The following is a 26,149-nucleotide window of genomic DNA, read 5'->3' as shown; positions in this document are numbered from 1 at the left end:
TCCTCGTACAAAGTTAGTCGGTGGTCGGATATTGTCGAACAAGGCGTCGCTCTTCTTGCCATGCGGTGAACAGGCTCTTAAACGATGGAGGTTGGTGGCCTCGTTGTTTTTGCTGAGCACCAATATCAAAAAGAATGCGGTATTGAAGGAGTAGCGTAGAAAATATCTCTCGCAATGGGGTGTTACGATCCCAGATATGTCCAGCCTCGCTGCTTGCACCATTGACTTCAAGAATCGTGAAATCCTCGCCGTTCATTAGGCTGTGCATGTCCTTAAACTTGACGTCGAGTCGACCAAAGTGAAAGCCATCGAAGTCGTCGAATATCTCGTCTAAGCGTTTTGTTAGAGCTTGAGTGATGTATTGATTACCGTCTCGGAAGATACAGCCACGGCTATGGCTGCCTGCAAACGCGAGTTGGAACTCTTCGCCCTCTGCGAGCACTTGATCCAATTTATCTTGATGTCTTGGTAAATAGAGGTGGCTGAGTTGTCCTGCTCGTGGGCTATTCTCAATCAACTGTTTGAGTGTCGAGGTACCATTTCCAATCACCATTGGCGAATATTTAAGAGTGATCGAGATGATCTCGCCTTGTTTACTATTCGGGTAACGAACATAGAAAATGCCCGCTTCAGCCTGATATGGCGCTTTTTCTTGCAGTAGAAAGCGAGCATTAGTTGGGAAAAATTCAATATATTGCTCAAGTTGATCTTGGTTGTTGATCAGCTTTACTCCAACACCTCGACAGCCAAGATCCGGCTTCGCCACGATCGGGAAATCAAGATCTGATTGTATTAACGCGCTGCGTGCGTCTTCGGCTTGTTTTTTACTGCTAAGATCCGTTTTGGTTAGGGTAATAAACGGTGAGATCCAACGCTGACTTGAAGATCCGGCAAGGCTTAGTATCTCGTGTTTCGATTCGCCGACCATGCCACTGAGTTTAATGCTCGGGTTGGCGATGAGTGGTAGCGCCCAATCAAAGTGCCGTAACCCTTGCATCAGGCTTTGAATGACCACTGGCGTGTAGAAGAACCACGTCGGAAGAAACTCGTAAGGAGAGACACTGCGCACGGTATCTTTTTCAAGCAGGGGCATGCCTGCATTAATTTGATGTGCTGGAATGATGTGAATATCTTGCGGTGAACTCATGATAATCCTCTAGAGTAGGTTTTATTCATTAATTGATTACCGACAAACAGCAAAGCGATGGCACACGGGATGACGATCCATTGATATTCAGAGGCTTGCAGCCACGCTGATGTCCCTAAACAGTAGATGGCAGAGAAGACAACGCCAGTCCAGATCGCTGTCGCACTAATAACGGCAAACAAGAAAGTAGGCAGTGGTATGGCGAAAAAACCACTTAAGGTAAAACCAACGGTACGAAGCCCCGGTATAAAGCGGATAACAAAAAGACTGCTGAATGCGTTTTGACGTAATTTGGTACGAAGCGAACGAAAGTACTTATTGGTGAGGGCTCTATATCGAACACCTCGGAAGTAACGTCCTGACTTTCCTAAGTAGTAGAGACCTAAGTCACCCGTGGCAATGCCGATGAAAATGGCAAGCAGCGCATATTGAGGAAGAATGAGCTCTTGAGTGGCTAAACCGGCAGCGGTAACAATCGCAAGATCTTCAAGCAGGTAAGAAAGCGCGACAATGCCAAGCATCAGCCATAGCAACGACTCCTCCCCTGAATTTAACCATGCTTGAATACTCTCGACGGTGTCCATCAAATGTCCTTATCTATCCTATAAATGAATAGCTTAATGACCATTCATTGAGTGTAGTAAATTAAATAGACAGGAGGAGCTGAGAAAAACTTACAACGAATTGCAGCTTTTTTGTGTTGATTGAATGCAATGAGTGTTTTGAGGTGTGTGGTTTAGGTATAGAACTTGAGGGTGTTAAAGGGTTAGAAACTTAAGGTTTTGGACTGAATATTGAGAAGAAAAGAAAAAGGCTGAGTCGTTAAACTCAGCCTTTCAGAACGTTAACTATAGATTACTAGAGTAATCTATTTAGTTAGGTCAATTTGGTAAACGCCGAAACCAACATCGTCAGTCGCAACACGTTTCATCGGGTATTGACCCTTCTCTTTGATGAACTGTGCTGCTTTCTCGCTTGGCGACGTTTCAAAGCGGATATCTAGCTTTTTATCCGTTTTGATTGGTGCGAATGACCAGTTGTTGTCAGCTGTTGGGCTCACTTGGCCTTGCTCTTTGCTTACGCGAGAGATGTAGTTCGCAAGTACTGTACGGTTCTCATCTGGTGCATCAAATGCGATGAAGTCTTCACCTGTACCAGGGAACTTAGCACTGTATGCACGGTAGTTGTTGGTCGCGATCAGGAAGTCTTGCTTCATGTCGATTGGCTTACCTTGGTAAGTTAGGCCAACAATACGCTGTGAGTCCGGGTTAACCACTTTACAGTTTGCATCGTATTTCGCAGGTTGAGTTACGTCGATTTGGTAATCAACACCGTCGATAACATCGAAGTTGTAAGTACGGAAGTTATCCCACTCGATCAGCTGTTGTGGTGCTGTTGAGTTAACGTCGATCTGGTTGAATTGACCAGCAGAACACTCAAGCCACTCTTTTACTTCGTGACCGGTTACCTTCATCGCAACTAGCGTGTTCGGGTAAAGGTACAAGTCAGCTGCGTTACGGAATGTCAGTTGACCAGATTCAACTTCAGTGAAGTTTGCTGGGTCATTCTTACGGCCGCCCGCTTTGAACGGTGCAGCTGCTGAAAGTACTGGCGTGCCATCTAGGTCTGGGTCACCTTGGATGAATTGCTCAACGTAATCTTTCTGTGCAAGGTTAACAATCTGTACTGTTGGATCGTCTTGTACTAGAGACAGGAAGCTGTACATCACATCGTCTGCTTTACCAATTGGCTGGTTAACAAACTCACGAGTACCTGCGTGGTCTTTTTCTAGTGCTGTTACGATGCCTTCATCTGCAGCAGCAAGCGACTTCTTCTCGATCTTGTCGTAGATAGGGCGTGCTTCTGATTGGCCTTTAACCACTTCCCACTTACCGTCTTTTTGTGCCAGTGTTAGGTCCATAACACCTACGTGGCTACCCCAACGACCTGGCATTACTGCCGCAACACCGTTCATGGTGCCGTTTTCGTTATCAACACCTTGGATGTTGTCGAAGCCTTTACCAGGGAATACTGCGTGAGAGTGACCGAATGCGATAGCATCAATGCCTTCTACTTCAGAAAGGTAAAGCGTAGAGTTTTCTTCACCTGCTTTGTATGGGTCTTGAGATACGCCAGAGTGAGGGATCGCAACGATAACGTCTGCACCTTCAGCCTTCATTTGAGGCACTAACTCGTTAGCAGTTTCAATGATGTCGCGAGCAGTAACTTTACCTTCAAGGTTCTTCTTATCCCACGTCATGATTTGTGGTGGAACGAAACCGATGTAACCCACTTTGATCTCATGCTCTACGCCAGCTGTATCTTCAAACGTGTGTGTCTTGATGATGTAAGGCGTGAAGTAGTGCTCTTTCGTTTCTGCGTCGTAAACGTTAGCACTGATGTATGGGAAATCAGCGTCGTTGATAGACTCTTCTAGGAACTCAAGACCGTAGTTGAATTCGTGATTACCGATGTTTGCTGCATCGTAGCTTAGTTGGTTCATTGCTTTGTATGCAGGGTGAACTTCACCTGCAACGATGCCTTTGTCTGCCATGTAATCACCCATTGGGCTACCTTGCAGCAAGTCACCGTTATCAACTAATACGCTGTTGGTTACTTCGTTTTGAGCTTCTTTTACTAAAGTTGCAGTACGTGCTAAGCCGATTTTTTTCGATGGCTTGTCTTTGTAGTAATCGTAATCCATTAGGTTGGTATGGATGTCCGTTGTCTCTACGACACGTAGTTTAATCACTTCATCGGTATCTGGTGTTGTTGTACAGCCTGCTAGAGTCAAACCAAGACCCGCAAGTACAGCCAATGACAAAGGTTTCATTGCAACTTTCATTTTGTAGCTCCAAAGTGGATAGTAGAAAATTCGTTGCGTAATGTAACAAAATGGAATGAAACAATGATTACAACGAATGTTAATTCGTGACTTAGATCGATTACTTTATGGTGTTCTGCAAGACGCCTCCCAAAGCTGTTCAATCGATGCGCAATTGGTATCAATTATATTAGTCCATTCATTTCACTTGTTTATCGATAAATTCAATCCCTTATCAGCTTTTCGAATAAAAAATGAAATTTTAGAATTTCCAGTAATATGAGAGGCTCGTCATAATGCCTATATCAAGGACGTATCAGGCAGATGAATAGCAAGGATAGCTCAACACGAAGCTTCTGTTTTCTTCTAGTGCCAATACTCCCATTCACTCAAGTGGATGAGTTAAATCCCATGCTTGGCAAGACCAAGTAATGAATTGCTCGTAACGCGAGCCTTAAAGGAAGCACTGAAATGGACCAAGAACGTTTAACCCACTTAAAACAGCTCGAAGCGGAAAGTATTCATATTATCCGTGAAGTGGCGGCTGAGTTTGATAACCCAGTGATGATGTACTCCATCGGTAAAGATTCTTCTGTGATGCTTCATTTAGCTCGCAAAGCGTTTTACCCAGGCAAGATTCCATTCCCATTATTACACGTTGATACGGACTGGAAATTCCGCGAGATGATTGAGTTTCGTGACCGCACAGCAGAAAAGTACGGTTTTGACCTTTTAGTACATAAGAACCCTGAAGGTATCGAGATGGGTTGTAGCCCATTCGTACATGGTTCTTCGAAACACACAGACATCATGAAAACTCAGGGCCTTAAGCAGGCGTTAAACAAGTATGGGTTCGATGCCGCTTTCGGTGGTGCGCGTCGTGATGAAGAGAAATCTCGAGCGAAAGAGCGTGTTTACTCATTCCGCGATAAGAACCACACATGGGACCCAAAAAACCAACGTCCAGAGTTGTGGCACACCTACAACGGTCAGGTGAATAAGGGCGAAAGCATTCGTGTATTCCCACTATCTAACTGGACTGAGCTCGATATCTGGCAATACATCTATCTAGAGAGTATCGATATTGTTCCCCTTTACCTTTCTGATAAACGCCCGGTTGTTGAGCGTGATGGCATGCTGATCATGGTTGATGACGACCGTATGGAGCTGCAAGAAGGTGAAGTGATTGAAGAGAAAAGCGTTCGTTTTCGTACTTTAGGCTGTTACCCACTAACCGGAGCGGTTGAATCTGAGGCGAATACGCTAACAGGCATTATTGAAGAGATGCTGGTGGCGACGTCTAGTGAGCGTCAAGGTCGAGCGATTGACCATGATCAGTCGGGCTCAATGGAGCTGAAAAAGCGCCAAGGTTATTTCTAAGAATCTAAGGAAAGAAAAATGAATAGTGCAGTAGAAGCCGAATTGGCTGAACTAGGGATTGAAGGTTATCTAAGTCAGCATCAGCATAAATCTATGCTTAGATTTTTAACTTGTGGCTCGGTAGATGACGGTAAAAGTACGCTAATCGGGCGCTTGCTCCATGATACAAAACAGATTTATGAAGATCAGCTAGCAGCGGTTCACTCGGATAGCCAACGAGTAGGTACCACAGGTGAGAAGCCTGATTTAGCACTGCTTGTTGATGGCTTGCAGGCTGAGCGTGAGCAAGGCATCACCATCGATGTTGCTTACCGCTACTTCTCGACGCAAAAACGTAAATTCATTATTGCTGATACCCCAGGGCATGAGCAGTACACGCGCAACATGGCAACAGGTGCTTCAACGTGTGATCTAGCGGTGATCTTGATTGATGCTCGTAAAGGCGTTCTGGATCAAACGCGTCGTCACTCGTTTATTTCTAACCTGCTTGGTTTGAAGCATTTTATTGTCGCTGTAAATAAGATGGATCTCGTGGATTACGCACAAGATCGTTTTGAAGAAATTCGCGATGAATACCTAGAGTTTGCAGAAAACTTAGAAGGCGAAACCAATATTCAGATCTTGCCAGTATCGGCGCTTGAAGGCATCAACGTTGCTGCACCAAGTAAAGAGCTTGCATGGTTCGAAGGCCCATCTCTGCTAGAAGTGTTAGAGAACGTCGACATCGATCAAAAACGTTCGGCAGGTGAATTCCGATTCCCAGTTCAGTACGTAAACCGTCCTAACTTAGACTTCCGCGGTTTTGCCGGCACAGTGGCTTCTGGCCGTGTGAGTGTCGGTGATGAAATCAAAGCACTGCCGTCAGGCAAAACTTCTAAGGTTGCACGCATCGTGACCTTTGATGGTGATTTGGAATCTGCACAAGCAGGCTTGGCGGTAACACTGACCCTTGAAGATGAGATCGATATCAGTCGTGGTGATTTGATTGTGCTAGAAAACGCGCAGATTGAATCAACTAACCATGTATTGGCCGACATCGTATGGATGACAGAGCAACCATTGCAACCGGGCAAAGCTTACGACATCAAGATCGCTGGCAAGAAAACCGTCGGTCAGGTTGAAACGGTTCGTCACCAATATGACATCAATAACCTGTCGACTCACGCTGTCGATGAGTTGCCATTGAATGGCATTGGCTTGTGTGAATGGTCACTGAACGAGACTGTCGCGCTGGATAAATACCGTGAGAGTGCTGATACCGGTGGTTTCATCGTGATCGACCGACTAACCAACGTGACGGTAGGTGCGGGTTTAATTCGAGACCGTTTGGACTCTGTTGAACAGCAAGTCGGTAACTTCTCTGCATTTGAACTTGAGTTCAACGCATTGGTTCGCAAGCATTTCCCTCATTGGGATGCCAAAGACCTAAGCCAACTACTGAAGTCATAAACGACTAAGTAACAGCTTATTGAATCAGGCGGAAACCGATCGTTTCCGCCATAAAGGACGGGTATATGTGGCAACAAGGATTTGTATTAGCGATTTTGCTTGGCATCATTACTTGCCTGCTCGTTACCCGCATTAAGCCAAGCTTCATCTTTGCTGGCGCAGCATTTATTGCTTTTATGGCAGGTATGATCGATCTTTCGAGCCTAGCTAATAATTTCACTAATTCCTCATTACTGACTTTAATTCTTCTGATCCTCGCCTCAAGTGCGTTGGAGAAAACTCGCTTAATCAGCTGGGTTAGCCGCAATATCTCTGAAGGTAGGCTAGGTACCGTGGTTGCGAAGTTGGGTATTTCCACAGCGTTACTTTCTTCTTTTACTAATAACACGGCAGTGGTTGTTTCTTTGATCGGAGCGATCAAACGTAATCAACAACATGCGCCATCTAAACTACTTATCCCTTTGTCATACGCTGCTATCTTAGGTGGAACACTGACATTGATCGGCACCTCTACCAACTTGATCATCAATAGCTTTGTTGAAGATGCTGGGCTGCCGAGCTTAAACTTTTTCACACCGACCTTGATCGGTTTAGCGGTTTTAGTCGGTGGTGTGTTGATCCTTATTCCTCTGAGCTACTTCTTACCCAGCTACGATGACGGATCGCAGGACGATCTGCCTTACTTTCTTGAGGCGCGAGTTGAACCGGGTTCACCGTTAGTTGGTCGTAGCGTCAGTGAGAACAACCTCCGAGCATTGCGAAAGCTGTTCTTAGCGGAAGTGATTCGCGACGGTAAAACCACCGCATCGATTGACCCTGATTTTATTCTTCAAGCTCGTGACCGATTGCTGTTTTGTGGCGATGTCGAGAGCGTGGCAACACTGCAAGAAATCCAAGGGCTGACTCTGTTTGGTCAGCACCACCTAAACGGCCAGAGCTTTGTTGAAGTGGTGGTGAGTTCATCGGCAAGCTTCTGTAACAAAACCCTGAAAACTAGCCAGTTTAGAGACCGTTTCGATGCGGTTGTGGTTGCTATTCGTCGTGGACATGAGCGCCTTGAAGGTGGGCTAGGGAATATCACATTGACCGCTGGTGATACTTTGATTTTGGTTCCCGGCAAACGCTTTGAAGAACAACGCCAACAACACAGTAAAGAGTTTGTGTTGATGAATGACTTAGATTCGAGTGCCAAGCTTGATGCTGATAAGTCGACGTTTGTGTTGCTCGGTTTTGCTAGTGTGATTGGTTTAGCCCTTGCTGACGTAGTGCCGATTATCAAAGGGCTGGCAGGTTTCTTACTATTGCTGGTGGCATTTGGTGTGGTACAACTTGGTGAGCTCCGTCGCCGTTTTCCGGTTGATATTGTGGTGATCGTGGGCTCTGCTCTGTCTATTGCTCAACTGATGATTTCATCTGGGCTGTCTGAGCGTATGGGGCTGATGTTTATGGAAGCCTTTAATGGTTGGGGTGTGTTTGGTGCGCTAGTCGCGACCTACTTTATGACTTTGGTTCTGACTGAGCTAGTGACCAATAATGCGGCGGCAGCACTCTCATTTCCGATTGGCTACAGTATGGCGGTAGGCTATGGCGTCGATCCTATGCCGTTCATTATGGCGGTATTGTTTGGTGCGAGTGCCAGTTTTATCTCTCCGTACGGCTACCAAACCAATTTACTTGTTTATAGCGTAGGTAATTACCATCTCACGGATTATCTACGTATCGGCATCCCAATCTCGATTGTCTATTCGGGTTTGGTATTGACCCTAATTCCTTATTTTTTCCCATTTTAATGCTGTTTATTTAAAGGACTAATTATGACCGCAGTACTCAAACCCAAAGATGAGAATGTTGTGTGGCATCAACACTCGATTGATAAAACATTTCGCGCGGATCTGAAATCACAAAAGCCAGCCGTGCTCTGGTTCACGGGGTTGTCTGGTTCTGGTAAATCGACAGTCGCTGGAGCATTAGAAAATCGCTTGGCACAGCTTGGTTACCATACTTACTTATTGGATGGCGACAATGTGCGTCATGGCTTATGTAGCGACCTTGGCTTCTCTGAACAAGATCGTCGAGAGAATATTCGTCGTATTGGCGAGCTTGCTAAATTGATGGCAGATGCAGGCTTAATTGTGCTGTCTGCTTTTATTTCTCCACATCAAGCGGAACGACAACTTGTGCGAGATTTATTACCTGAAGGTGAGTTTCTTGAGGTGTTTGTGAATACACCACTTGAGGTTTGCGAACAGCGTGATCCGAAAGGACTGTATAAGAAAGCTCGTGCTGGAGAGATCCCGAACTTTACAGGTATTAGTTCAGTGTACGAAGCGCCTCAGAATCCTGAGGTTGATCTACCCGCAGGTGAAAAGACACTCGATGAGTTGGTCGAACTTTGTATTGATGCGTTGGAGAAGCGAAATATTTTAGCCAATTGAGATCGTTGGTATGACTAAGGCTGCCCACTTGCTTATCGATTTATTCATGACTGATAAGTAGTGCAGCCTTGGTTTACCGAGACAAGAAACCTATCCTCTAGATTCTCTTTATTCTTCTCAATACACTTCACTTTTTACCCGTCTATTTTTTACACCGTCGATTGTCTAGACGGTGTAATTCACGCTGCTTTTCACTTCTGTCTGAACCGTAAATTTCTGACTCAATAGCGCAATCAGCTGGTCGTAATACTGCGTGTTTGGCTTGTTGCCAAGTAAGGTACAAAGCTCATTACCCGTTGGGCTGAATCGATAGTAAACCAGTTTTACCCCTTTTGATAACGGTGCCAGTGACATGCTCTTGCCTTGATAGGTTAGGTGCAGGGCTGGATCGAAATCAATCTCTCCGGATTCTAATTCTGTGCCGAGAATAATCCCGAGCTCTATCAAGTGGAGCAAGCTAGAGTAGGGCAGGTTGTGCCCACCAAGGTTGATGGTGCTAGTGGTGTCCCTTTTACCAAAGCTGAATAGCCCAGCATGAGATTTAAAGCCGAGTAAGAGCTTTCTGCTGTTATCGCTACCAAAGCTACAACCCAGTGACGCCGCTCTTTGTAGGGTTAGCGCTTCTTTTGGTGTCATATCTTTTAAGATTTGCAGTGCCTTCATCGACGTCGAGCCTGGGTTGGTGACTTCTCGTTTCAGTACTTGAGCCCATAGCCTCTGCATCGATGTATTGTGGATCTCTTGTGCCATATCGAAGAAACGGTATAACCAGTCCTGATCAGGATCTCCAGCCGCTTCATCCTTACATGAAGAGTGTGCCAACTTTAGAATCTGCTCTAGGTTCTTTTGGCGAAGCTCTCTACGTTTTTTCTCTCGTAATAGTGCCCGTTCGATAAGGGTACTCTCACCTTTATCGTTTGGCTTTGCACTATGACTAATTAAGGAATCGAGGCCGAAGCTTTGTGCGATGTGCAGCATTCTGCTGGCACTGTCGGCAATATGAGGTTTTTTCTCATGCTTGTGCTGTGTATCGCTAGCATGCTCAATGATCACTGGCTGTTTAGTTTCTGACATAAGAGTACCCTAAGGAAACGACTTAACTGTCTAAAATGTAACTCTTTATCTTATTGGTGGCTAGATTTTGCGTGCAGAGTTGAAGGTTTCAACAAAATTTTACTTTTGCTAATGATAATAAAATGTTAAATTTGTTGTAATTCTCAAGGAGGAGTTATGAATCAAGTCAATGATAACAAGCTGAAGAAACAGCTTAGTATAGGGTTATTACTCGCGACTTATGTCGCTGTTCTAGCTTACTTATCTAATTACATCGCGTAATTCAGAAGAAAATCATCGTTATTAAACTGTTATTGAATGATCGCACTCGTTCTGTGACGGCAACTCATCCTTGAGCCACCCTTCTTATGACTACATGTCGTCATACTCTTCAATCGCAGTACCTTCAATAAGATAACCTGTTTGCGCTAAGTCATGACTTATTGACTCAGTTTTCAGCGTACCGACTAAATAGATCACATCCCATAACTGCTGTATTGGTGCACCTTTCGGGAACTTCACGTAGATGATTTGGTTCGGTGGCGGCGGTGGCACGTGGATACATGCGCCAAAGTAGGGTACCAGCAGAAACTCAGTGATCATATTCTCATCACCTTCCAATGGAATCACAAAGCCAGGAATCTTTACTGTGCTGCCATTCAGTTCTGGGCGAACAGCACCAAGTGTCGATTGTTGAGGTTTGTCCATACTATTGTGGTCAACCATCGGCATACCAAATGAATCTAGTTGAGCTCGCTCTGATTCTGGAATCAAATCAATCCAATCAAGTGTTAACACCGATTCGTCGTTCTGAGTGGTTTCAGCGTGAGCTGTGCTAATAAATGGGAACAGAAGTAGCCCAAATATCAGTAGGAATTTGCGTTGCATCGTAGGTTCCTATTTTAGATTCGAATAGTCATGCCATCAGATAATGACTGACGGTAAGCCCTGAAAGCGGGAATAAAGCCGATAATGATTCCGGCAACTTGCACCAACATAAGCAGTTTCCACTCATGAGGTGTGATTGCGGATATCGATATGTTTATACCATAACTTTGTTGCACAATAGGAGCAACCACTGCGATCAGAGCAAACAACACCGCAACACCTAATGTAATGCCAAGGAAGGTTAGCGCACTGGCTTCACTGATCAGTAAACCAAACACATGACGAGGTCTTGCGCCCATCGCGCGCAGAATCGCCATCTCTCGACGCCTTTCTTGCAAGCTAGTGAGTAGGCTACTGAGCATGCCCAATAAACCGGCGACAACAACAAACCCTGAAACAATCAGTAGTGCTTGTTCTGCTACTGCCATCATTCCCCACAATTCGTGAAGCGCAATGCCCGGCATAATGGCGCTCAAAGGTTCTTGGCGGTAGTTATTTATTTCTCGTTGCAGTGCGAAGGTTTGAATCTTCGAATTCAGCCCAAGCATCATGGCTGTGATTTGCTGAGGTTGGAAATCAAAAGTCTTTAAGGTTTCCGCATCCGGTGTATGTCCTAAGTTAGCACCGGATTCCCAGCCAACGTGAATTGCTTCGATTGCCTCTAGCGATACGTGGACGGTTTTGTCTACTGGTGTTCCGGTTGGTGCCAGTATTCCCACGATCTTGAAGGGCAGATTATCGTGACGGCTAAACGCAACATCACTGATACCGTGCGCAAGAATGATTTGATCACCAATCGTATAGTCCAACTTCTTCGCGACATCGGCACCAATCACCACATCAAATAGCTCATTAAACTCTTTACCTTGCTGGAAAGTAAGTGGTTGCTTACTTCCATAGCGGTAGTTTTCAAAGTAGCTATGGTTAGTACCCATCACACGGAAGCCTTTATGAGAATCACCCAATGAAATAGGGATCGCCCACTTTACGGCTTTGTGTTGGCTAAATTCTTGGTAGCTTTTCCAGTCGATGTTGTTGGTCGCATTACCGATTCTGAATACTGAGTAAAGCAGCAGGTTTACCTGACCAGAACGGCCACCAACGATAAGGTCAGTACCCGATATCGTATTGGCGAAGCTGCTTTTTGCTTCGGTTCTAACGCGTTCTACGCCGAGTAAGAGAATGACGGATACCGCCACCGTGAGAATGGTGAGAATAGCCGTGGCTTTACGGTTGAGTACGCTTTTTAAGGCTAAGTGAGTAATTACTTTCATACGACAGCCTTAGCTTGGTTAACGGTTTTTAAATCTATGGTTCGAGTGAACAACTTTTCTAGTGTTGGATCGTGACTCACAAAGATCAGAGTCGAGCCCGCTTGATTAGCTTGCTCTAGCAACAATTCGATAAAGGCTTCTCGGTTGTCATGATCCAAAGCCGATGTCGGTTCGTCGGCAATAATGATTTTAGGTTGGCCGATCAAAGCACGAGCGGCAGCAACACGTTGTTGTTGACCTATGCTCAACTCGGTAACGGGTTTGTCCATTAAAGCTTGAGGTAGCTTTAATCGGAGTAATAACTCTCGAGCCGTCTCTTGTAAGCTTTTCTGGCTTTCAGCGACTTGCTGTTTACGAATCTGTGAAAACTGGCAAGGAAGCGTCACGTTATCGATAACTGACAGATAAGGAAGCAGGTTAAATTGCTGGAAAATATAACCAATATGATCGGCTCTGAATTTATCTCTTTGACGAGGTGTAAGCTGAGTGAGACCTTGATCAAGAATAGAGACTTCTCCTTGCTCAGCTTGGTTGATCCCGGTCAGTAGCCCTAACAAAGTTGATTTTCCACAACCACTTGGCCCTTTTATGAAAAGGTGCTCTTGGGCTTGGATGTACAGAGAGGGGATCTCTAGCGTTGGTGGTAATTCAGGCTTCCAACGAAAGCTGATATTTTCGAGTTTGACTACAAGTGATGAACTGTCAGAAGACATGCAAGCTCCAATAATTAAAGCGGTGTATCTACTGGACAGCAATTTGAAGCATAAATTCCCCAGAACACACCGATTTGAACAGCCAAGTAAGCGATGACTTACCTGGCTGTTTATTTTACGTTTAATCCGATCTAGGAGTGATTAGAATCGGAAACTAATACGCTCTGCGTTAAGCACTTCTTGTACTTGAGCTGTGTCTGTTAGTAAGTTCACAGTCATTTTTTCTGTATTACCGAACTTAGAGAACCATTGAGTGCTAACTGTGTCTAGCTTAGCAACGTCTGAACATTGGTAATGGTACTCAACGGTGAATTCGCCGTGGCCACCTTCAGAGTGGTCATGACCTTCGTGGTCATCATGATCGTGCTCAGCATGGTCATGGTCTTTGTGGTCGTCATGATCGTGTTCAGCGTGGTCATGGTCTTTGTGGTCACCATGATCGTGTTCAGCGTGTTCAGCGTGTTCATGGTCTTTGTGATCGTCATGATCGTGCTCAGCATGGTCATGGCCTTTGTGGTCGTCATGACCGTGTTCAGCGTGGTCATGGCCTTTGTGGTCGTCATGATCGTGTTCCGCATGGTCATGGCCTTCATGGTCGTCATGATCGCCTTCTAAGGTGTTTGCCACTGACTTGAACTTCAGAGTACAACTCGCATTGTTAAAACTAAACAGTTCTTCTGGCTTGTTTAATTGTGCGATAGCCTGCTCAAACACTTTTTTCTGCTCTGCAGTTTCTGGAGCATGTTCAAAGCCAACCACATCTGCGCCAGGAGCTGTTACTTCAACAAGCAGTTCTTGCCCATCTTGCGCGATGTTTACTTCAACTTGACCATGTACGTGTGCACCATGAGAGCGGAATTCTTCGTTAGCTAGAACATTTGTAGAGACAGTCATGCCGATAACAACGGCTAAAATAGTAGGTTTCATGTTTTTTTTCCTGAATAAAGGTTAATTAAAAAGTAGTGGTAATTAAGCGATATTTACAGGAGGTGAGCGAGCTAAATACGCGAAATATAGCCGCTGTAGTGAAGTTACTGACTCAGTGATAGCGACAGTAAATTCTGAATGGAACTCTGGAACTTGTGGCAGCGAGTGCGCAGTAATGAACTGATTAAGCGAAAACAGCTCACATTGATGCGAAGTGTGGTGTTCTGGGTGAATATCCACAATATGTGTTGCGGCTAACAGGCTTAGCATAAGCATCAGCCCTAGCAAAAAGCAGGTTTTGCGTTTCGCATTGTTAGGTGTGTTTTGCCACATCAGGATCATTAACCACAGAATTAAAAAAGGATACTGTTACAATATAACAATATCCTTTGGTTAGGTCTCGAAAAAGACGCGAATATCTTATTAAAGACTCGCTTTAATCAACTCAATGACTTGAGTGACTTCTGATTCGTTTAATGCGCCTTCTTTTACAAACAAAATTTTACCTTGCTTGTCTTGAACGATAATCGCTGAGCTTTCTTCTTTTAGAGCCCATGATGACGCAACGGTGCCGTCTTCATCTAGGACCATAGAAGACCATGGAAATTCTTCTTTGCTGCTTTCGGCAGACGACTTAACAAAAGACCCAGTACCCCAAATCGCATCATCTTGGTTGATGATGGTGGTGGTTTGGTAGCTGTCTTCTGAGAACTTCGATGCGGTAATGGCTGCCATCAGTGGTGCGTTGAGCTCTTTAGAACTGCTGCGGCCAGCGATAGCTTGAACGACGCGAACTTTACCGAGAAGATCATTGGTTGCCCAAGCTTGATATCCAGTATTTCCGTCGTTTAGAACAATCTCACCATAGTTACTAACATCGACGGCAGGCAGGGTAGCGCCTACTGATAGGTTGTGAGCATTGGCGAAGAGTGGAGAGGCTGCGGCTAAAAAAGCCAGTAGAGTTTTGTTTTTCATTATATTTTTGTTCCGCTTATTGGTTTGCACAGGAAGTATAATATGAAATTTGAAAAATGCCTCTTTAACTTTTTTATCGTACGACGTAGAAAGAAGTTGCAGGCTTGTTACCAAAAGGTATAATGCATCAATATCGAGATGAACAATAGATTATCTTGCTGTTTGCTAAAGGAATTAGCGATTAAATGTGCTTTGAACAGCGACGCTGTTCAGGTATGTGACTGTAGTACTCAAATGGAATTGAGGTTGTATTATGTTAAGAAAATTTTCTACTTACCGTCCACATCAGGTGGCGCGTTTCGTTAAAGTCCTGTTCAAAGGCCAATTTGCTATTGAAGGTGTTGGAGAGTTTCGCTTCGACCAAGGCAAGGTGCTTCTTCCTGAAGTTTCAGACAAACAAAAGCTCACTATTTTTAAAGAAGTTAACGGCACGATTGCAGCGTTGCCGGTGTAACTGCGCTTTATCAATTTGTTTGCACCGAATAGATTAACAATGAAAAGGGCTTCCAATGGAAGCCCTTTTTTAATGCGTGTCGTTCTCGCTAGTATGTCGAACGGCACTTTATTGTGGAGGGAAGCAGACACCTGTTCCACCCAACCCGCAATACCCATTCGGATTTTTAGCTAGGTATTGCTGGTGGTAGGTTTCAGCGAAAAAATATTTTCCAGCAGGCAGAACTTCCGTTGTGATCTCGTTGCCTAAAGATTCAGTCATTGCTCGTTGATATTCACGTTTAGAGTGCTCAGCGATAGATTGTTGTTCTTCACTGAAGGTGTAAATCGCGGAACGATATTGAGTTCCTAAATCGTTGCCTTGGCGCATCCCTTGAGTTGGGTCATGACGCTCCCAAAAAGTTTCAAGTATTCGAGTTAGAGAGGTTTGTTCACTATCAAAAATGACACGAACGACTTCGGTATGGCCGGTTTGCCCAGTACATACTTGTTCATAAGTGGGGTTGACTGTGTATCCGCCAGCGTAACCAACGGATGTTGAAATAACGCCATCCAATTGCCAAAACAAACGCTCAGCTCCCCAGAAGCATCCCATACCAAACAGGACTTCTTGTTGAGAGCCCGTAGGTGTATCTAGCAGATCGGTTTGATTAACGAAATGGCGCTCAGTGATTCGAATTGGGTCAGTATTTCCCGGTAGTGCGGTTGCTGCAGAAACCAGTTGTTGTTTGTTTAGCATCTTATATTCCTTTTCGCATACGTTTACCGCGCTGGCTTTTATTTAACGTGGGTTCATATCAACTGTTGGTCAATATTGAATAAGTCTTTAAATTAGACCGTGTTATTCCAGGATTTATTACAGACTCAATGCCTATTTAGCGGTATTATTTCTTTTCACTTATTAACGTATTGATAACTTCTTCACCAATTAAACATGATAAGAAAAACTTTACCAGTTCTGATTGGCACTCTACTGTCATCGACGCTCGCTTTTGCTGACGTTTCCCTTGAGATTAAAGGGCTGGATGGAGCGCTTGAAGATAATGTTGATGCTTATCTGAGTGCGATCCCTGAAGAAGAGTATTCGGTTTCACTAAGGTTCCAATCTCGCTTGGAATCTATGATTAAAGAAGCCCTGAATGCGTTAGGCTACTACCAACCTATTATCACATTTACTCACTCCGAAGATGATACCGAGCTGACCGTTACGGTTGAGTCGGGAGAGCCTGTTATTATTTATGCTTCCGATATCGTTCTGACTGGTGAAGCCAAAGATGACCCAGACTTTTTAGCGTTGATCGCTAAGAGTAAGCTGTCTAAAGGTTCAATCTTGAACCATGGTAATTATGACTCTTTGAAATCGTCGATACGTAATCTTGGATTAGCGAAAGGCTATTTTGATGGGGCATATGACCTCAGTAAGCTAGAAGTCGCCCCTGAATTAAACCGCGCTTATGTTCGTCTTCATTATAACAGTGGTATTCGCTATCACTTTGGTACCACTCTGGTTACTGGTAGCCAAATAGAAGAGGATAAAGTGCAGTCACTCAAACCATTTGAAGATGGCGAACCTTATTCCATAACCAAAGTTGGTGAGTACAACCAAAACCTATCTAATACCGATTGGTTCTCTTCGGTATTTGTTGAGCCTGATTTAAGCCAGTTGGGTGAGGGCAGAGAGATTCCTATGAAGGTCAGCCTTGCTCCTCAAGCGCGTAACCAAATTGAAACGGGTATCGGTGTCTCAACAGACCTTGGCGTGAAAGGTACTCTCAAATGGAAGAAACCTTGGGTTAATGATAAAGGCCATAGCTTCAATAGTAGTTTGTCGATCTCCAAGCCTGAACAGACGATCACGGCGGCTTATAAAATTCCATTGGATGACGTGCTTAATGACTACTATCAAGTTAAGTACGGAATGAAGAACTTGGATAACCGAGATACCAAAAGTTTGGAATCAAACTTAGCCTTAGAAAGATATTGGCGTCTGGATAATGGCTGGCAGCGCACAGTATTCATTCGATACTTGGTCGAAAACTATGAGCAAGGTTTACAAGACGATTTAGCACAATTTGTATTGCCGGGGATTTCGTTCTCACGAACTCGAACACGAGGCGGTTCGATGCCGATGTGGGGCGATAAACAAACCATTATGTTTGAGGCGGCTGATGATACCTTGTTATCTGAAACCAAGGTGGTACGTTTTCAAGGGCGAACGGCATGGATACGAAGTATTGGCAACAACCACCGTGGTTTAACTCGCCTTCAATTCGGCGGTAACTTTGCCGACGAGTTTGAAAAGCTGTCTCCCTCTCTAAGATTCTTTGCTGGTGGTGATAATAGCATTCGTGGTTATGGCTATGAGTCTATCTCTCCTCGAGATGAAAGTGGTGCACTAACCGGCGCAAAATACATGGCAACCAGCTCGTTTGAATACCAATACCGATTAGTTGGAAACTGGTGGGGTGCCGCATTCTACGATATTGGTGATGCATTCAATGATAAGCCAGAGTGGAAGCACGGCACCGGTGTCGGAGTGCGTTGGGCCTCTCCCGTAGGTCCTGTGAGTTTAGACTTTGCTTGGGGCCTAGATGCGAAGAAAGGCGATGAGTTCCAACTGCACTTTAGTTTAGGGCCTGAATTATGATTAACGTTGTGGGTAAGTGCATAAAATGGACGTCGATTTCATTGACGTCTATTTTGCTATTGTTGATAGCCCTGCTCGGTTTTGTTTTGTTCACCAATCCGGGGTTGAACACCGTGCTGTGGGGCGCTGAAAAAGCAGTGCCACAACTTAAAGTGGAAAGTACTAAAGGCGCTCTCTTTCCAAGCTTTACGCTTAATAATGTCCAGTTCAAAGATGATAGCCTTCATATCGATACCAAGGTTCAAAAGCTGAACTTGGCAATTAATCCACGCTGTCTGCTCGATCCTAAGCTGTGTGTCGATCGTTTAGCTATTCAAGGGTTGGACTTCGCATTTACTGAATTACCGCCAGCTTCTACAGAAGAAGCAGAGCCTACACCGCCCGTAACATCGGTAAAAACACCACTACCAATCGTGATCAATCGAATCGCTTTATCTGATATCAAGCTGAATATCCTAGGTCATGAAATTGAATGGAGCCTGTTCTCTACGGCTTTGAGCATGCAGGGCGAAAAGCTGACGGTATCGCCAACCTTATTCAATGATCTGAAAGTTAAACTCGCGGAATCGACAGAAGAACCGCAAGTAGAAGCTGTCGAGCCAGAGACTGCTACTAAAACTGCTATCGAATTGCCGGAAGTCTGGATTCCTTTACAGATTATGCTGGAGCGTTTTGACCTCAACCGTTTTACCTTAGAACAAGAAACGCCAATTGTGGTGAACCACCTTGGACTCGAAGCTCGAGCGGGTAAAAACACGGTTGATGTTTCCACTCTCGAACTCGATATGCCGCAGGCGAATGCGAACCTTTCTACCAAGATTGAGCTTAAAGATGGTTACCCGCTAGAGCTTTCTTTGGATGCGTTAGTGAAAGAAACTGACCTTGCTGGTCAGAAACTATCGCTGAAAGCACAAGGCAGCGTGGCTAAGCTAAACCTAGATTCCCAGTTTTCTGAGTTGATTGAGGCAAAGTTGTCTGGGGATATTCAACCCTTAGAGCCGGCTCTGCCATTTGACCTTCTTTTAGAGGGAGGGCAAGCGCAATGGCCTCTTACAGGCAAAAGCGATTACCAAGCGGAGATTAAGAAGTTCAAAGCGGATGGTTCATTAGATGGTTTTAATGTGCAGTTAATTGGCGAAGCTGATGGTAAGGATATTCCTGCGTTAGCCATTGACCTACAGGGTAAAGGTACCACTGAGCAGATTGAGCTCGAGCGCCTAAAGCTGAACACGCTAGGCGGTGAGCTCAACGGTGTCGTTAAAGCGAATTGGAAGAGTCTTGTTAACTGGCAAGCTGAGGTTGCGTTAAAAGATATTCAGCCGGGTCTGCAATGGCCAGAAGCCGAGGGTAACATTAGTGGAAGTATTGCTACCTCTGGTGAACTGACTAAAGCCGGTGGCTGGGCGATTGAACTGCCCAAACTTGATATTGAGGGGATCCTGCGTGAATACCCTCTGGATATCGAAGGGCAGTTGTCGGCGTCTGATCGCAGTGCGAGTGGTGAGCCTAAACTTAAAACCAGTGGTTTGAGCTTGGCCCACGGTGTTAACTCGATTAAGGCACAGGGGCAACTTGATAATCAATGGGATATGGGCGTTGCGATTAATTTCCCACAGTTAGATAAAAGTGTTCCGGAGCTGACGGGGAAAGTGATTGGTAATATCCAGCTAAGCGGCCCAACGAAAAAGCCAGAAGTCGATCTCGCGCTTAATGTTGATAAGGTCGATTGGAATAACGAAGCAACACTAGAATCCTTGTCTCTTAATGGCTCTGTGGTTCCTCTGCCATTACCTGAAGCTCAAGCCGATCTTGTATTAAAAGCCAAGAACTTAACCTATCAAGATCAGAGCGTGGAAAGCATCGACTTAACGGTGAGTGGTGGCGAGAAGCAACATACCGTGACACTCGATGTGATATCCAACATCGTGTCGACAAGTCTAGCTATCTCTGGTGAGTTGATTCAAAAGCCTTCTCTTATCTGGGATGGATCATTAGATCGAGTCAAAATCACCACTCAGCAAGGTCCTTGGATATTAGAGCAGCCTGTTGCGATTAAGGCGGATGTCGATAAGCAGTTTGCTGATGTTCAAGCGCACTGTTGGAAACAGTCTAGTTCTAGTGTGTGTCTGGATGAAGACGTTCGTGTCGGGAAATCGGGAGAGGCGAAATTGGCCATCAACCAATTCGATTTCGAGCAAATTAAAGCTTTTGTTCCTAAAGAAACGCAACTACAGGGTTTGGTGAATGCGACAGCTCATGCCAAGTGGTCTGAACAAGGTGAACCGGAGGTTACGGTAAGCGTTGATATGCCGAAAGGTCAGGTTGTTCAACAAGTTGGTGAGCCAATCATTTTGGGTTGGGAAAGTGTTGCATTGAATGCCCAGCTGAAAGACAACAAGCTAGACGCTAACTTTATGTTGGATGTTGCCGATAATGGTGACTTGTCTGGCACGGTTTCATTACCGGATATTCTCGCTGAAGATAAAATGGTTGATGCAGCAATCAAGCTGAGCACGTTCCACCTCGATTTCTTACAGCCGATTCTCGGTGAATACAGCCTATTAAAGGCTAACCTTGAGAGTGACTTAAAAGTAAAAGGCTCTTTGATGCACCCTCAAGTCTTTGGTCAATTCTCTGTTGATGGTATTCAAGTCAAAGGTGATGTTACGCCTGTTGATGTAAAAGATGGCCGTATCGACCTCGACTTTGATGGCTATAGTGCAAAACTGGATGCGAATATTGAAACGCCTGATGGTCACCTTGATATCGAGGGAAGCGGGGATTGGCAAGACCTTAAAGCATGGCACTCTAACGTCAGAGTTTTTGCTGATGAGTTGATGGTTGATATTCCGCCGATGGTCAAGGTTAAGGTAGTGCCTGATATGACCATTGATGTTACACCAGAGCTTGCGAAGATTACGGGCGATATTTCATTACCATGGGGACGAATTGTTGTAGAAGATTTACCTCCATCAGCTGTTGGTGTGTCCTCCGATCAAGTTATCTTGAACAAAGATCTTGAGCCTGAAAGTGAAGATACGATTCCGTTCAATGTGATGACTAACATTAATATTTCCATTGGTGATGACTTTAAGCTGTCCGCTTTCGGCCTTGAAGGTGAGTTGGTCGGTAAGCTTAATGTTGCTCAAAAAGACCAAGGCCCTTTCATCACGGGTGAAGTGAACATCGTGGATGGTACTTACCAATCATTCGGGCAAGACCTGTTGATCGAAGAGGGCAAGATCCTAATGAACGGCCCACCGGATCAGCCATACGTAGCGATTAATGCGATACGTAACCCTGATAATACTCAAGACGATGTAACTGCCGGTATTCGTGTGACAGGCCCTGCAACAGAGCCGACTATCGAAATTTATTCTGACCCTGCGATGCCGCAAGCTAACGCGCTTTCTTATATTCTACGTGGTCAAGATATCGATGGTGAATCGAATGGTTCGATGACGACTACCCTAATTGGCTTGAGCTTGGCGAAGAGCGGTAAGGTTGTCGGTGAAATCGGTGAGGCATTTGGTGTGCAGGACTTACAACTGGATACTGCAGGGTCTGGCGATGACTCTCAAGTGACGGTAAGTGGTTACATCCTTCCAGGCTTACAGGTTAAGTATGGTGTTGGTATCTTCAACTCGCTTGGTGAGTTTACCGTTCGTTATCGATTGATGCAGGATCTCTACGTTGAAGCCGTCTCTGGTTTAGACAGTGCGGTAGACCTCCTCTATCAATTTGAGTTCGAGTAAAGCCTCATGGAGGGCGTATGCAGCATCTTGTTTTTGTCTATGGAACCTTGAGGCAAGGTCAGTCCAATCACCACTATTTGAAGGGCTGCGATTTATTAGGGCAGTTTGATACACCTAATGAATACGCACTTTTTGATTTAGGTGCCTATCCGGCGATGATTTTGGGAAAGAAAAGTGTCGCTGGCGAGGTCTATTTAGTTAACGACGAAGTTTTGGCGTCGCTTGATCGGCTAGAAGGTGTTCCGGTTGAGTATCGTCGTGAGCAAATAGAGACTATATTTGGATTAGCATGGGTATATTTGTATCAGCTTGATCTAACCGCTAAAAAAGAAATACTTTCGGGTGACTGGTGTAAGCGGAACAACCCGCTGTAGTGAATGAACTAATGAAAGCTTTCTGACGTAATAGCTAAAAGTCTCAATCTACAGGCTAATCTTTTCCATCAGGAGGAAATTATGAAATATCTATTATTGGTGCTATCAGTAATGTTATTTGGTTGTGCACAAACTCCGCCACCAACGTCAATGAACACGACCGATTGGCAGAGCTTTGGTGAAGAAATGGCACTGAAAGGTAAAACTAAGCAAACAGAAGCAAGTTTGGCTGAAGCAGCGTCTTCACCATCAATTGATGCAGACTTGTATGCCGCTTATGGCCAAGGGTATGAAATTGGTAAAACTCAGTATTGTTCCCAAAATCCACGTGCGCTAGGACGTCGCGGCGAGACTTACCTTGGAATTTGCGATGATATTGATAAATGGTTCCGCTTCAACTATGAACGAGGTGCTGAATCGAAATTTGATATTCGATAATCCAGTGAAAAGTTAACGCAGTGACCAATAAAAAGCCAGCATTTAGATGCTGGCTTTTTTAATGACGTTAATTTAATAAATAAACGAATGGCTTAGTCTGGGTTAAGCTCAAGAAACTCTTCTACTTTTTTTACCATGCTCTTCGAACCGACAAAGAAAGGTACACGTTGATGTAGCTCTGTTGGTTTGATATCCATGATGCGTTGGGCACCATCGGAGGCGATACCACCAGCTTGCTCCATGATGAAGGCTATTGGGTTGCACTCATACAATAGACGCAGCTTACCTTGAGGATGGCTTTCTGTACTTGGGTACAGGTAGATGCCGCCTTTAAGTAGGTTACGGTGAAAATCAGATACAAGAGAACCAATATAGCGAGAAGTGTAAGGACGATTATCACTTGGCTCGCTTTCCTGACAGTATTTGATGTACTTCTTAACACCTGTAGGGAAACGAATGTAGTTACCTTCGTTGATTGAGTAAATCTTACCTTCGTCAGGGATCATCATATTTTCATGAGACAGGCAGAAGGTACCCAGTGATGGATCGTAGGTGAAGCCATTTACGCCAGCACCAGTTGTGTATACCAGCATGGTTGAAGAGCCGTAAATCACGTAACCAGCAGCTACTTGCTTATGCCCTGGTTGTAGGAAGTCTTCTTGTGTTGGTGGAGTACCAATCGGTGATACTCGGCGGTAGATTGAGAAAATTGTACCAACCGATACATTCACATCGATGTTTGAAGAACCATCAAGTGGATCCATCAGTACAACGTATTTTGCGTTTTTGTTGAGCTCTTTATTGAAGGCAACGGCTTCGTCTTCTTCTTCACTCGCGACACCACAAACTTGATCTCGAGCTTCAAGTGCGGCTTTAAATTTGTCGTTAGCATACAGGTCTAGCTTTTGTTGCTCTTCACCTTGAACGTTGTCTGTACCAACAGCGCCAGTAATATCGACAAGACCTGCCTTGTTAATTTCGCGGTTAACAATTTTTGCAGCAAGACGAATTGATGACAAAAGGGATGATAGATCACCGCTTGCATGGGGGAAGTCATTTTGTTTTGCAACAATGAACTCACCAAGGGTGCGCATCTCAGACATGTTATTTCCTTAAACTTCTCTGAATATTAGGGGGATTTGAGCACTATAGAATTGGCCTCTTGTACGGGCTTTATTCATCTAGACGCTTACCTAAATTCTAAAGGCTAGATCTTTTTAATGGTAATGAACTAAGCGACGCAGATCTCACTTACTATGTCGACTAAATTTGTTTTGCATTGCCGCTCGCTTTTAACCGCTATTTAATGATAATGAGTGCAAGCCGTTTTAATTAGGGCATCGTTTATTTAGCCAAGCGTTTGGAAGCAATTTATGCATATTCATATCTTAGGAATTTGTGGCACCTTTATGGGTGGTGCTGCGGTATTGGCTCGTCAACTAGGTCACAAGGTTACCGGTAGTGACGCGAATGTTTACCCACCAATGAGCACCTTGTTGGAATCTCAAGGGATTGAAATTATTGAAGGGTTCGACCCTAGCCAACTCGAGCCAAGGCCGGATCTCGTGGTTATCGGTAACGCGATGAGCCGTGGTAACCCGTGTGTTGAGTATGTATTGGATAACAATCTTAGATACACCTCTGGCCCTCAGTGGTTGCAAGAATTCTTACTGCATGACCGTTGGGTGTTGGCGGTATCGGGAACGCATGGTAAGACCACGACATCAAGCATGCTGGCTTGGATCTTGGAAGACTGTGGCTATGCTCCGGGCTTTTTAGTTGGCGGTGTGTTGGGGAACTTTGGTATCTCTGCTCGCCTTGGTGAAAGCATGTTCTTCGTGGTCGAAGCTGACGAATACGACAGTGCTTTTTTCGATAAACGCTCTAAGTTCGTCCATTACCACCCAAGAACCTTGGTCATGAATAACCTAGAGTTCGATCATGCGGACATCTTCGATGATCTTGAAGCTATTAAGCGTCAGTTTCATCATTTGGTTCGCACTGTGCCAAGTAATGGTCGCATTTTCTCACCTAAGCAAGACACTGCTATTCAAGATGTTCTATCTCGTGGCTGTTGGAGTGAGACTGAATCAAGCGGCGAACAAGGTGATTGGGATGCGAAGAAGCTGATTAAAGATGGTTCTAAATTTGAGGTCTACTTCCAAGGCGAATGTGTTGGAACGGTAGATTGGGATTTAGTGGGCGATCACAACGTAAATAATGCTTTGATGGCGATAGCTGCTGCACGACACGTAGGTGTGACTCCAGACCTCGCTTGTGAATCACTAGCTACTTTCATTAACACTAAGCGCCGCTTGGAGTTTAAAGGCGAGGTGGCAGGTGTTTCTGTTTATGACGATTTTGCTCATCACCCAACGGCGATTGAACTTACGCTAGGCGGGTTACGTAATAAGGTCGACACTAAGAAGATCATTGCCGTTTTAGAGCCTCGTTCTGCCACTATGAAACGTGGTGTGCACAAAGAAACCCTGGCTGATTCGTTGAAGCAGGCGGATTCTACCTACTTATTCCAACCGGATAACATTGATTGGTCGGTTCAAGATGTTGCAGACGCTTGTCACCAACCTGCACACGTGAGTGATGACATGGATGCATTCGTTGCTAAAATTGTCTCAGAGGCACAAGCGGGCGACCAAATCTTGGTAATGAGTAATGGTGGCTTTGGTGGTATTCACCAAAAACTGTTGGATGGATTGGCACTCAAAGGCTAACGGCATCCACGACCTTATAATTTGAAGTAATTGAGAACATGACAAAACACGATAAAGCGATAACTCTTGCTTTCACTGGCGCATCCGGTGCGCCTTATGGCCTGCGTTTACTTGAATGCCTTTTGGCGGCCGATTATCAGGTCTATTTGCTGATTTCATCGGCAGCGCGAGTGGTATTGGCGACCGAGCATGAGCTTAAGTTACCTGCTGGACCGGATGCGGCGAAACAAGCTTTAGTTAAACACCTTGGTTGCGACCCTGAAAAGCTGGTGGTGTGTGGCAAAGACGACTGGTTCTCGCCGGTTGCCTCTGGTTCAGCAGCGCCGAAGCAGATGGTCGTTTGTCCATGTTCAGCGGGAAGCTTGGCTTCGATTGCACATGGCTTGTCGGATAACCTGATTGAGCGAGCAGCAGACGTGGTCATGAAAGAGCGAGGTCAACTGTTGTTGGTGGTTCGCGAGACGCCATTTTCGACGCTGCATCTAGAGAACATGCACAAGCTTTCGACCATGGGCGTGACGATCATGCCTGCGGCTCCGGGTTTTTATCATCAACCTAAGTCAATTGAAGATCTGGTCGACTTTATGGTGGCGCGTATTCTTGATCATCTTGGTATCGAACAAGGTTTAGTGCCACGTTGGGGCTACGATCAACGTAATTGATCCAAACTTGATAGCTTATTGTT

Annotated in this window: 23 protein-coding genes; 11 read left to right on the top strand and 12 right to left on the bottom strand. The window is 45.0% G+C overall.

Annotation, left to right across the window (positions count from 1 at the left end; all coding sequences use genetic code 11):
• Positions 1–13 precede the first annotated feature (13 nt).
• The 3 genes from ATB74_RS16095 to ATB74_RS16085 form a co-directional block, all read right to left on the bottom strand.
• Positions 14–1,147, bottom strand: a complete 1,134-nt coding sequence (locus tag ATB74_RS16095; RefSeq protein ID WP_061019151.1) for an ATP-grasp domain-containing protein — start codon at positions 1,145–1,147, stop codon at positions 14–16.
• Positions 1,144–1,731, bottom strand: coding sequence for a DedA family protein (locus ATB74_RS16090; protein WP_061019150.1), 588 nt, complete (start codon positions 1,729–1,731; stop codon positions 1,144–1,146). Before ATB74_RS16090 ends, ATB74_RS16095 begins: the two co-directional genes overlap by 4 nt.
• Positions 1,732–2,015: 284 nt before the next feature.
• On the bottom strand, positions 2,016–3,992 hold the full coding sequence (locus tag ATB74_RS16085; RefSeq protein WP_055319928.1) for a bifunctional 2',3'-cyclic-nucleotide 2'-phosphodiesterase/3'-nucleotidase: 1,977 nt from the start codon (positions 3,990–3,992) through the stop codon (positions 2,016–2,018).
• A 414-nt stretch (positions 3,993–4,406) separates the two neighbouring features.
• Here ATB74_RS16085 and cysD point away from each other — a divergent pair, with 414 nt between their 5' ends.
• The 4 genes from cysD to cysC all read left to right on the top strand — a co-directional run bounded on the left by cysD (position 4,407) and on the right by cysC (position 9,235).
• Entirely contained in the window at positions 4,407–5,351 is a 945-nt protein-coding gene (cysD, locus tag ATB74_RS16080) for a sulfate adenylyltransferase subunit CysD (RefSeq protein WP_258954156.1), read from the top strand.
• 18 nt (positions 5,352–5,369) lie between these two features.
• Complete coding sequence (gene cysN, locus ATB74_RS16075) at positions 5,370–6,800, top strand: sulfate adenylyltransferase subunit CysN (protein ID WP_017058887.1); 1,431 nt, start codon at positions 5,370–5,372, stop codon at positions 6,798–6,800.
• A 65-nt stretch (positions 6,801–6,865) separates the two neighbouring features.
• Positions 6,866–8,590, top strand: a complete 1,725-nt coding sequence (locus ATB74_RS16070; protein WP_061019149.1) for an SLC13 family permease — start codon at positions 6,866–6,868, stop codon at positions 8,588–8,590.
• A 24-nt stretch (positions 8,591–8,614) separates the two neighbouring features.
• A complete protein-coding gene (gene cysC, locus ATB74_RS16065; protein WP_048659289.1) occupies positions 8,615–9,235 on the top strand; it encodes an adenylyl-sulfate kinase in 621 nt (206 codons plus the stop codon).
• Between the two features lie 165 nt (positions 9,236–9,400).
• Here the strand turns inward: cysC and ATB74_RS16060 are convergent, their stop codons facing one another.
• The 7 genes from ATB74_RS16060 to ATB74_RS16030 form a co-directional block, all read right to left on the bottom strand.
• On the bottom strand, positions 9,401–10,309 hold the full coding sequence (locus ATB74_RS16060) for a TIGR03899 family protein (RefSeq protein ID WP_061019148.1): 909 nt from the start codon (positions 10,307–10,309) through the stop codon (positions 9,401–9,403).
• 351 nt (positions 10,310–10,660) lie between these two features.
• Positions 10,661–11,176 (bottom strand): DUF3299 domain-containing protein, encoded by a 516-nt coding sequence (locus ATB74_RS16055; protein WP_061019147.1) that lies wholly within the window; start codon positions 11,174–11,176, stop codon positions 10,661–10,663.
• 14 nt (positions 11,177–11,190) lie between these two features.
• Positions 11,191–12,450, bottom strand: a complete 1,260-nt coding sequence (locus tag ATB74_RS16050) for an ABC transporter permease (protein WP_061019146.1) — start codon at positions 12,448–12,450, stop codon at positions 11,191–11,193.
• A complete protein-coding gene (locus ATB74_RS16045; RefSeq protein WP_061019145.1) occupies positions 12,447–13,163 on the bottom strand; it encodes an ABC transporter ATP-binding protein in 717 nt (238 codons plus the stop codon). The genes ATB74_RS16050 and ATB74_RS16045 overlap by 4 nt, the downstream gene beginning before the upstream one ends.
• Positions 13,164–13,304: 141 nt before the next feature.
• A complete protein-coding gene (zrgA, locus tag ATB74_RS16040; protein ID WP_061019144.1) occupies positions 13,305–14,090 on the bottom strand; it encodes a zinc uptake protein ZrgA in 786 nt (261 codons plus the stop codon).
• 42 nt (positions 14,091–14,132) lie between these two features.
• Positions 14,133–14,423: a DUF2607 family protein gene (locus ATB74_RS16035; RefSeq protein WP_061019143.1), complete on the bottom strand. Its 291-nt coding sequence runs from the start codon at positions 14,421–14,423 to the stop codon at positions 14,133–14,135.
• A 90-nt stretch (positions 14,424–14,513) separates the two neighbouring features.
• Entirely contained in the window at positions 14,514–15,065 is a 552-nt protein-coding gene (locus ATB74_RS16030) for a YtfJ family protein (RefSeq protein WP_060983528.1), read from the bottom strand.
• A 253-nt stretch (positions 15,066–15,318) separates the two neighbouring features.
• Between ATB74_RS16030 and ATB74_RS16025 the strand changes: the two genes are divergently transcribed.
• Positions 15,319–15,519 carry a DUF1107 family protein gene (locus tag ATB74_RS16025; protein ID WP_019821424.1) on the top strand — a complete coding sequence of 67 codons (201 nt, stop codon included), beginning with the start codon at positions 15,319–15,321 and terminating at the stop codon, positions 15,517–15,519.
• Between the two features lie 108 nt (positions 15,520–15,627).
• Here ATB74_RS16025 and msrA read toward each other — a convergent pair whose 3' ends face one another.
• Positions 15,628–16,257, bottom strand: coding sequence for a peptide-methionine (S)-S-oxide reductase MsrA (msrA, locus tag ATB74_RS16020; RefSeq protein WP_061019142.1), 630 nt, complete (start codon positions 16,255–16,257; stop codon positions 15,628–15,630).
• A 195-nt stretch (positions 16,258–16,452) separates the two neighbouring features.
• Between msrA and tamA the strand changes: the two genes are divergently transcribed.
• From tamA to ATB74_RS16000, 4 genes are all read left to right on the top strand, one after another.
• Positions 16,453–18,165, top strand: a complete 1,713-nt coding sequence (tamA, locus tag ATB74_RS16015; RefSeq protein ID WP_061019141.1) for an autotransporter assembly complex protein TamA — start codon at positions 16,453–16,455, stop codon at positions 18,163–18,165.
• Entirely contained in the window at positions 18,162–21,920 is a 3,759-nt protein-coding gene (tamB, locus tag ATB74_RS16010) for an autotransporter assembly complex protein TamB (protein WP_061019140.1), read from the top strand. The genes tamA and tamB overlap by 4 nt, the downstream gene beginning before the upstream one ends.
• A 17-nt stretch (positions 21,921–21,937) precedes the next feature.
• Positions 21,938–22,294: a gamma-glutamylcyclotransferase family protein gene (locus ATB74_RS16005; protein WP_061019139.1), complete on the top strand. Its 357-nt coding sequence runs from the start codon at positions 21,938–21,940 to the stop codon at positions 22,292–22,294.
• A gap of 81 nt (positions 22,295–22,375) precedes the next feature.
• Complete coding sequence (locus ATB74_RS16000; protein ID WP_060983523.1) at positions 22,376–22,732, top strand: DUF2799 domain-containing protein; 357 nt, start codon at positions 22,376–22,378, stop codon at positions 22,730–22,732.
• 92 nt (positions 22,733–22,824) lie between these two features.
• On the opposite strand, the gene fbp is transcribed toward ATB74_RS16000, so the two are convergent.
• Positions 22,825–23,835 (bottom strand): class 1 fructose-bisphosphatase, encoded by a 1,011-nt coding sequence (gene fbp / locus ATB74_RS15995; protein WP_060983522.1) that lies wholly within the window; start codon positions 23,833–23,835, stop codon positions 22,825–22,827.
• A 270-nt stretch (positions 23,836–24,105) separates the two neighbouring features.
• Between fbp and mpl the strand changes: the two genes are divergently transcribed.
• Positions 24,106–25,464, top strand: coding sequence for a UDP-N-acetylmuramate:L-alanyl-gamma-D-glutamyl-meso-diaminopimelate ligase (gene mpl / locus ATB74_RS15990; protein WP_060983521.1), 1,359 nt, complete (start codon positions 24,106–24,108; stop codon positions 25,462–25,464).
• 38 nt (positions 25,465–25,502) lie between these two features.
• Positions 25,503–26,126, top strand: coding sequence for a flavin prenyltransferase UbiX (locus tag ATB74_RS15985; RefSeq protein WP_016787846.1), 624 nt, complete (start codon positions 25,503–25,505; stop codon positions 26,124–26,126).
• Positions 26,127–26,149: the final 23 nt, after the last annotated feature.

Source organism: Vibrio splendidus (genome assembly GCF_001557875.1).
GTDB classification, from domain to species: domain Bacteria; phylum Pseudomonadota; class Gammaproteobacteria; order Enterobacterales; family Vibrionaceae; genus Vibrio; species Vibrio splendidus_F.
Note: the sequence above shows the minus strand (reverse complement) of the source record. Positions and strands in the feature narration are given on the sequence as shown.

Bases quoted from the DNA above. Each gene is read 5' to 3' on its own strand.
- ATB74_RS16085 (WP_055319928.1), bottom strand. From the start codon at position 3,992: ATGAAAGTTGCAATGAAACCTTTGTCATTGGCTGTACTTGCGGGTCTT.
- ATB74_RS16045 (WP_061019145.1), bottom strand. From the start codon at position 13,163: ATGTCTTCTGACAGTTCATCACTTGTAGTCAAACTCGAAAATATCAGC.
- ATB74_RS15985 (WP_016787846.1), top strand. From the start codon at position 25,503: ATGACAAAACACGATAAAGCGATAACTCTTGCTTTCACTGGCGCATCC.
- msrA (WP_061019142.1), bottom strand. From the start codon at position 16,257: ATGCTAAACAAACAACAACTGGTTTCTGCAGCAACCGCACTACCGGGA.
- ATB74_RS16060 (WP_061019148.1), bottom strand. From the start codon at position 10,309: ATGTCAGAAACTAAACAGCCAGTGATCATTGAGCATGCTAGCGATACA.
- ATB74_RS16070 (WP_061019149.1), top strand. From the start codon at position 6,866: ATGTGGCAACAAGGATTTGTATTAGCGATTTTGCTTGGCATCATTACT.
- fbp (WP_060983522.1), bottom strand. From the start codon at position 23,835: ATGTCTGAGATGCGCACCCTTGGTGAGTTCATTGTTGCAAAACAAAAT.
- zrgA (WP_061019144.1), bottom strand. From the start codon at position 14,090: ATGAAACCTACTATTTTAGCCGTTGTTATCGGCATGACTGTCTCTACA.
- ATB74_RS16025 (WP_019821424.1), top strand. From the start codon at position 15,319: ATGTTAAGAAAATTTTCTACTTACCGTCCACATCAGGTGGCGCGTTTC.
- ATB74_RS16050 (WP_061019146.1), bottom strand. From the start codon at position 12,450: ATGAAAGTAATTACTCACTTAGCCTTAAAAAGCGTACTCAACCGTAAA.
- ATB74_RS16055 (WP_061019147.1), bottom strand. From the start codon at position 11,176: ATGCAACGCAAATTCCTACTGATATTTGGGCTACTTCTGTTCCCATTT.
- cysC (WP_048659289.1), top strand. From the start codon at position 8,615: ATGACCGCAGTACTCAAACCCAAAGATGAGAATGTTGTGTGGCATCAA.
- ATB74_RS16000 (WP_060983523.1), top strand. From the start codon at position 22,376: ATGAAATATCTATTATTGGTGCTATCAGTAATGTTATTTGGTTGTGCA.
- tamB (WP_061019140.1), top strand. From the start codon at position 18,162: ATGATTAACGTTGTGGGTAAGTGCATAAAATGGACGTCGATTTCATTG.
- ATB74_RS16095 (WP_061019151.1), bottom strand. From the start codon at position 1,147: ATGAGTTCACCGCAAGATATTCACATCATTCCAGCACATCAAATTAAT.
- cysN (WP_017058887.1), top strand. From the start codon at position 5,370: ATGAATAGTGCAGTAGAAGCCGAATTGGCTGAACTAGGGATTGAAGGT.
- mpl (WP_060983521.1), top strand. From the start codon at position 24,106: ATGCATATTCATATCTTAGGAATTTGTGGCACCTTTATGGGTGGTGCT.
- ATB74_RS16090 (WP_061019150.1), bottom strand. From the start codon at position 1,731: ATGGACACCGTCGAGAGTATTCAAGCATGGTTAAATTCAGGGGAGGAG.
- ATB74_RS16030 (WP_060983528.1), bottom strand. From the start codon at position 15,065: ATGAAAAACAAAACTCTACTGGCTTTTTTAGCCGCAGCCTCTCCACTC.
- ATB74_RS16035 (WP_061019143.1), bottom strand. From the start codon at position 14,423: ATGTGGCAAAACACACCTAACAATGCGAAACGCAAAACCTGCTTTTTG.
- tamA (WP_061019141.1), top strand. From the start codon at position 16,453: ATGATAAGAAAAACTTTACCAGTTCTGATTGGCACTCTACTGTCATCG.
- ATB74_RS16005 (WP_061019139.1), top strand. From the start codon at position 21,938: ATGCAGCATCTTGTTTTTGTCTATGGAACCTTGAGGCAAGGTCAGTCC.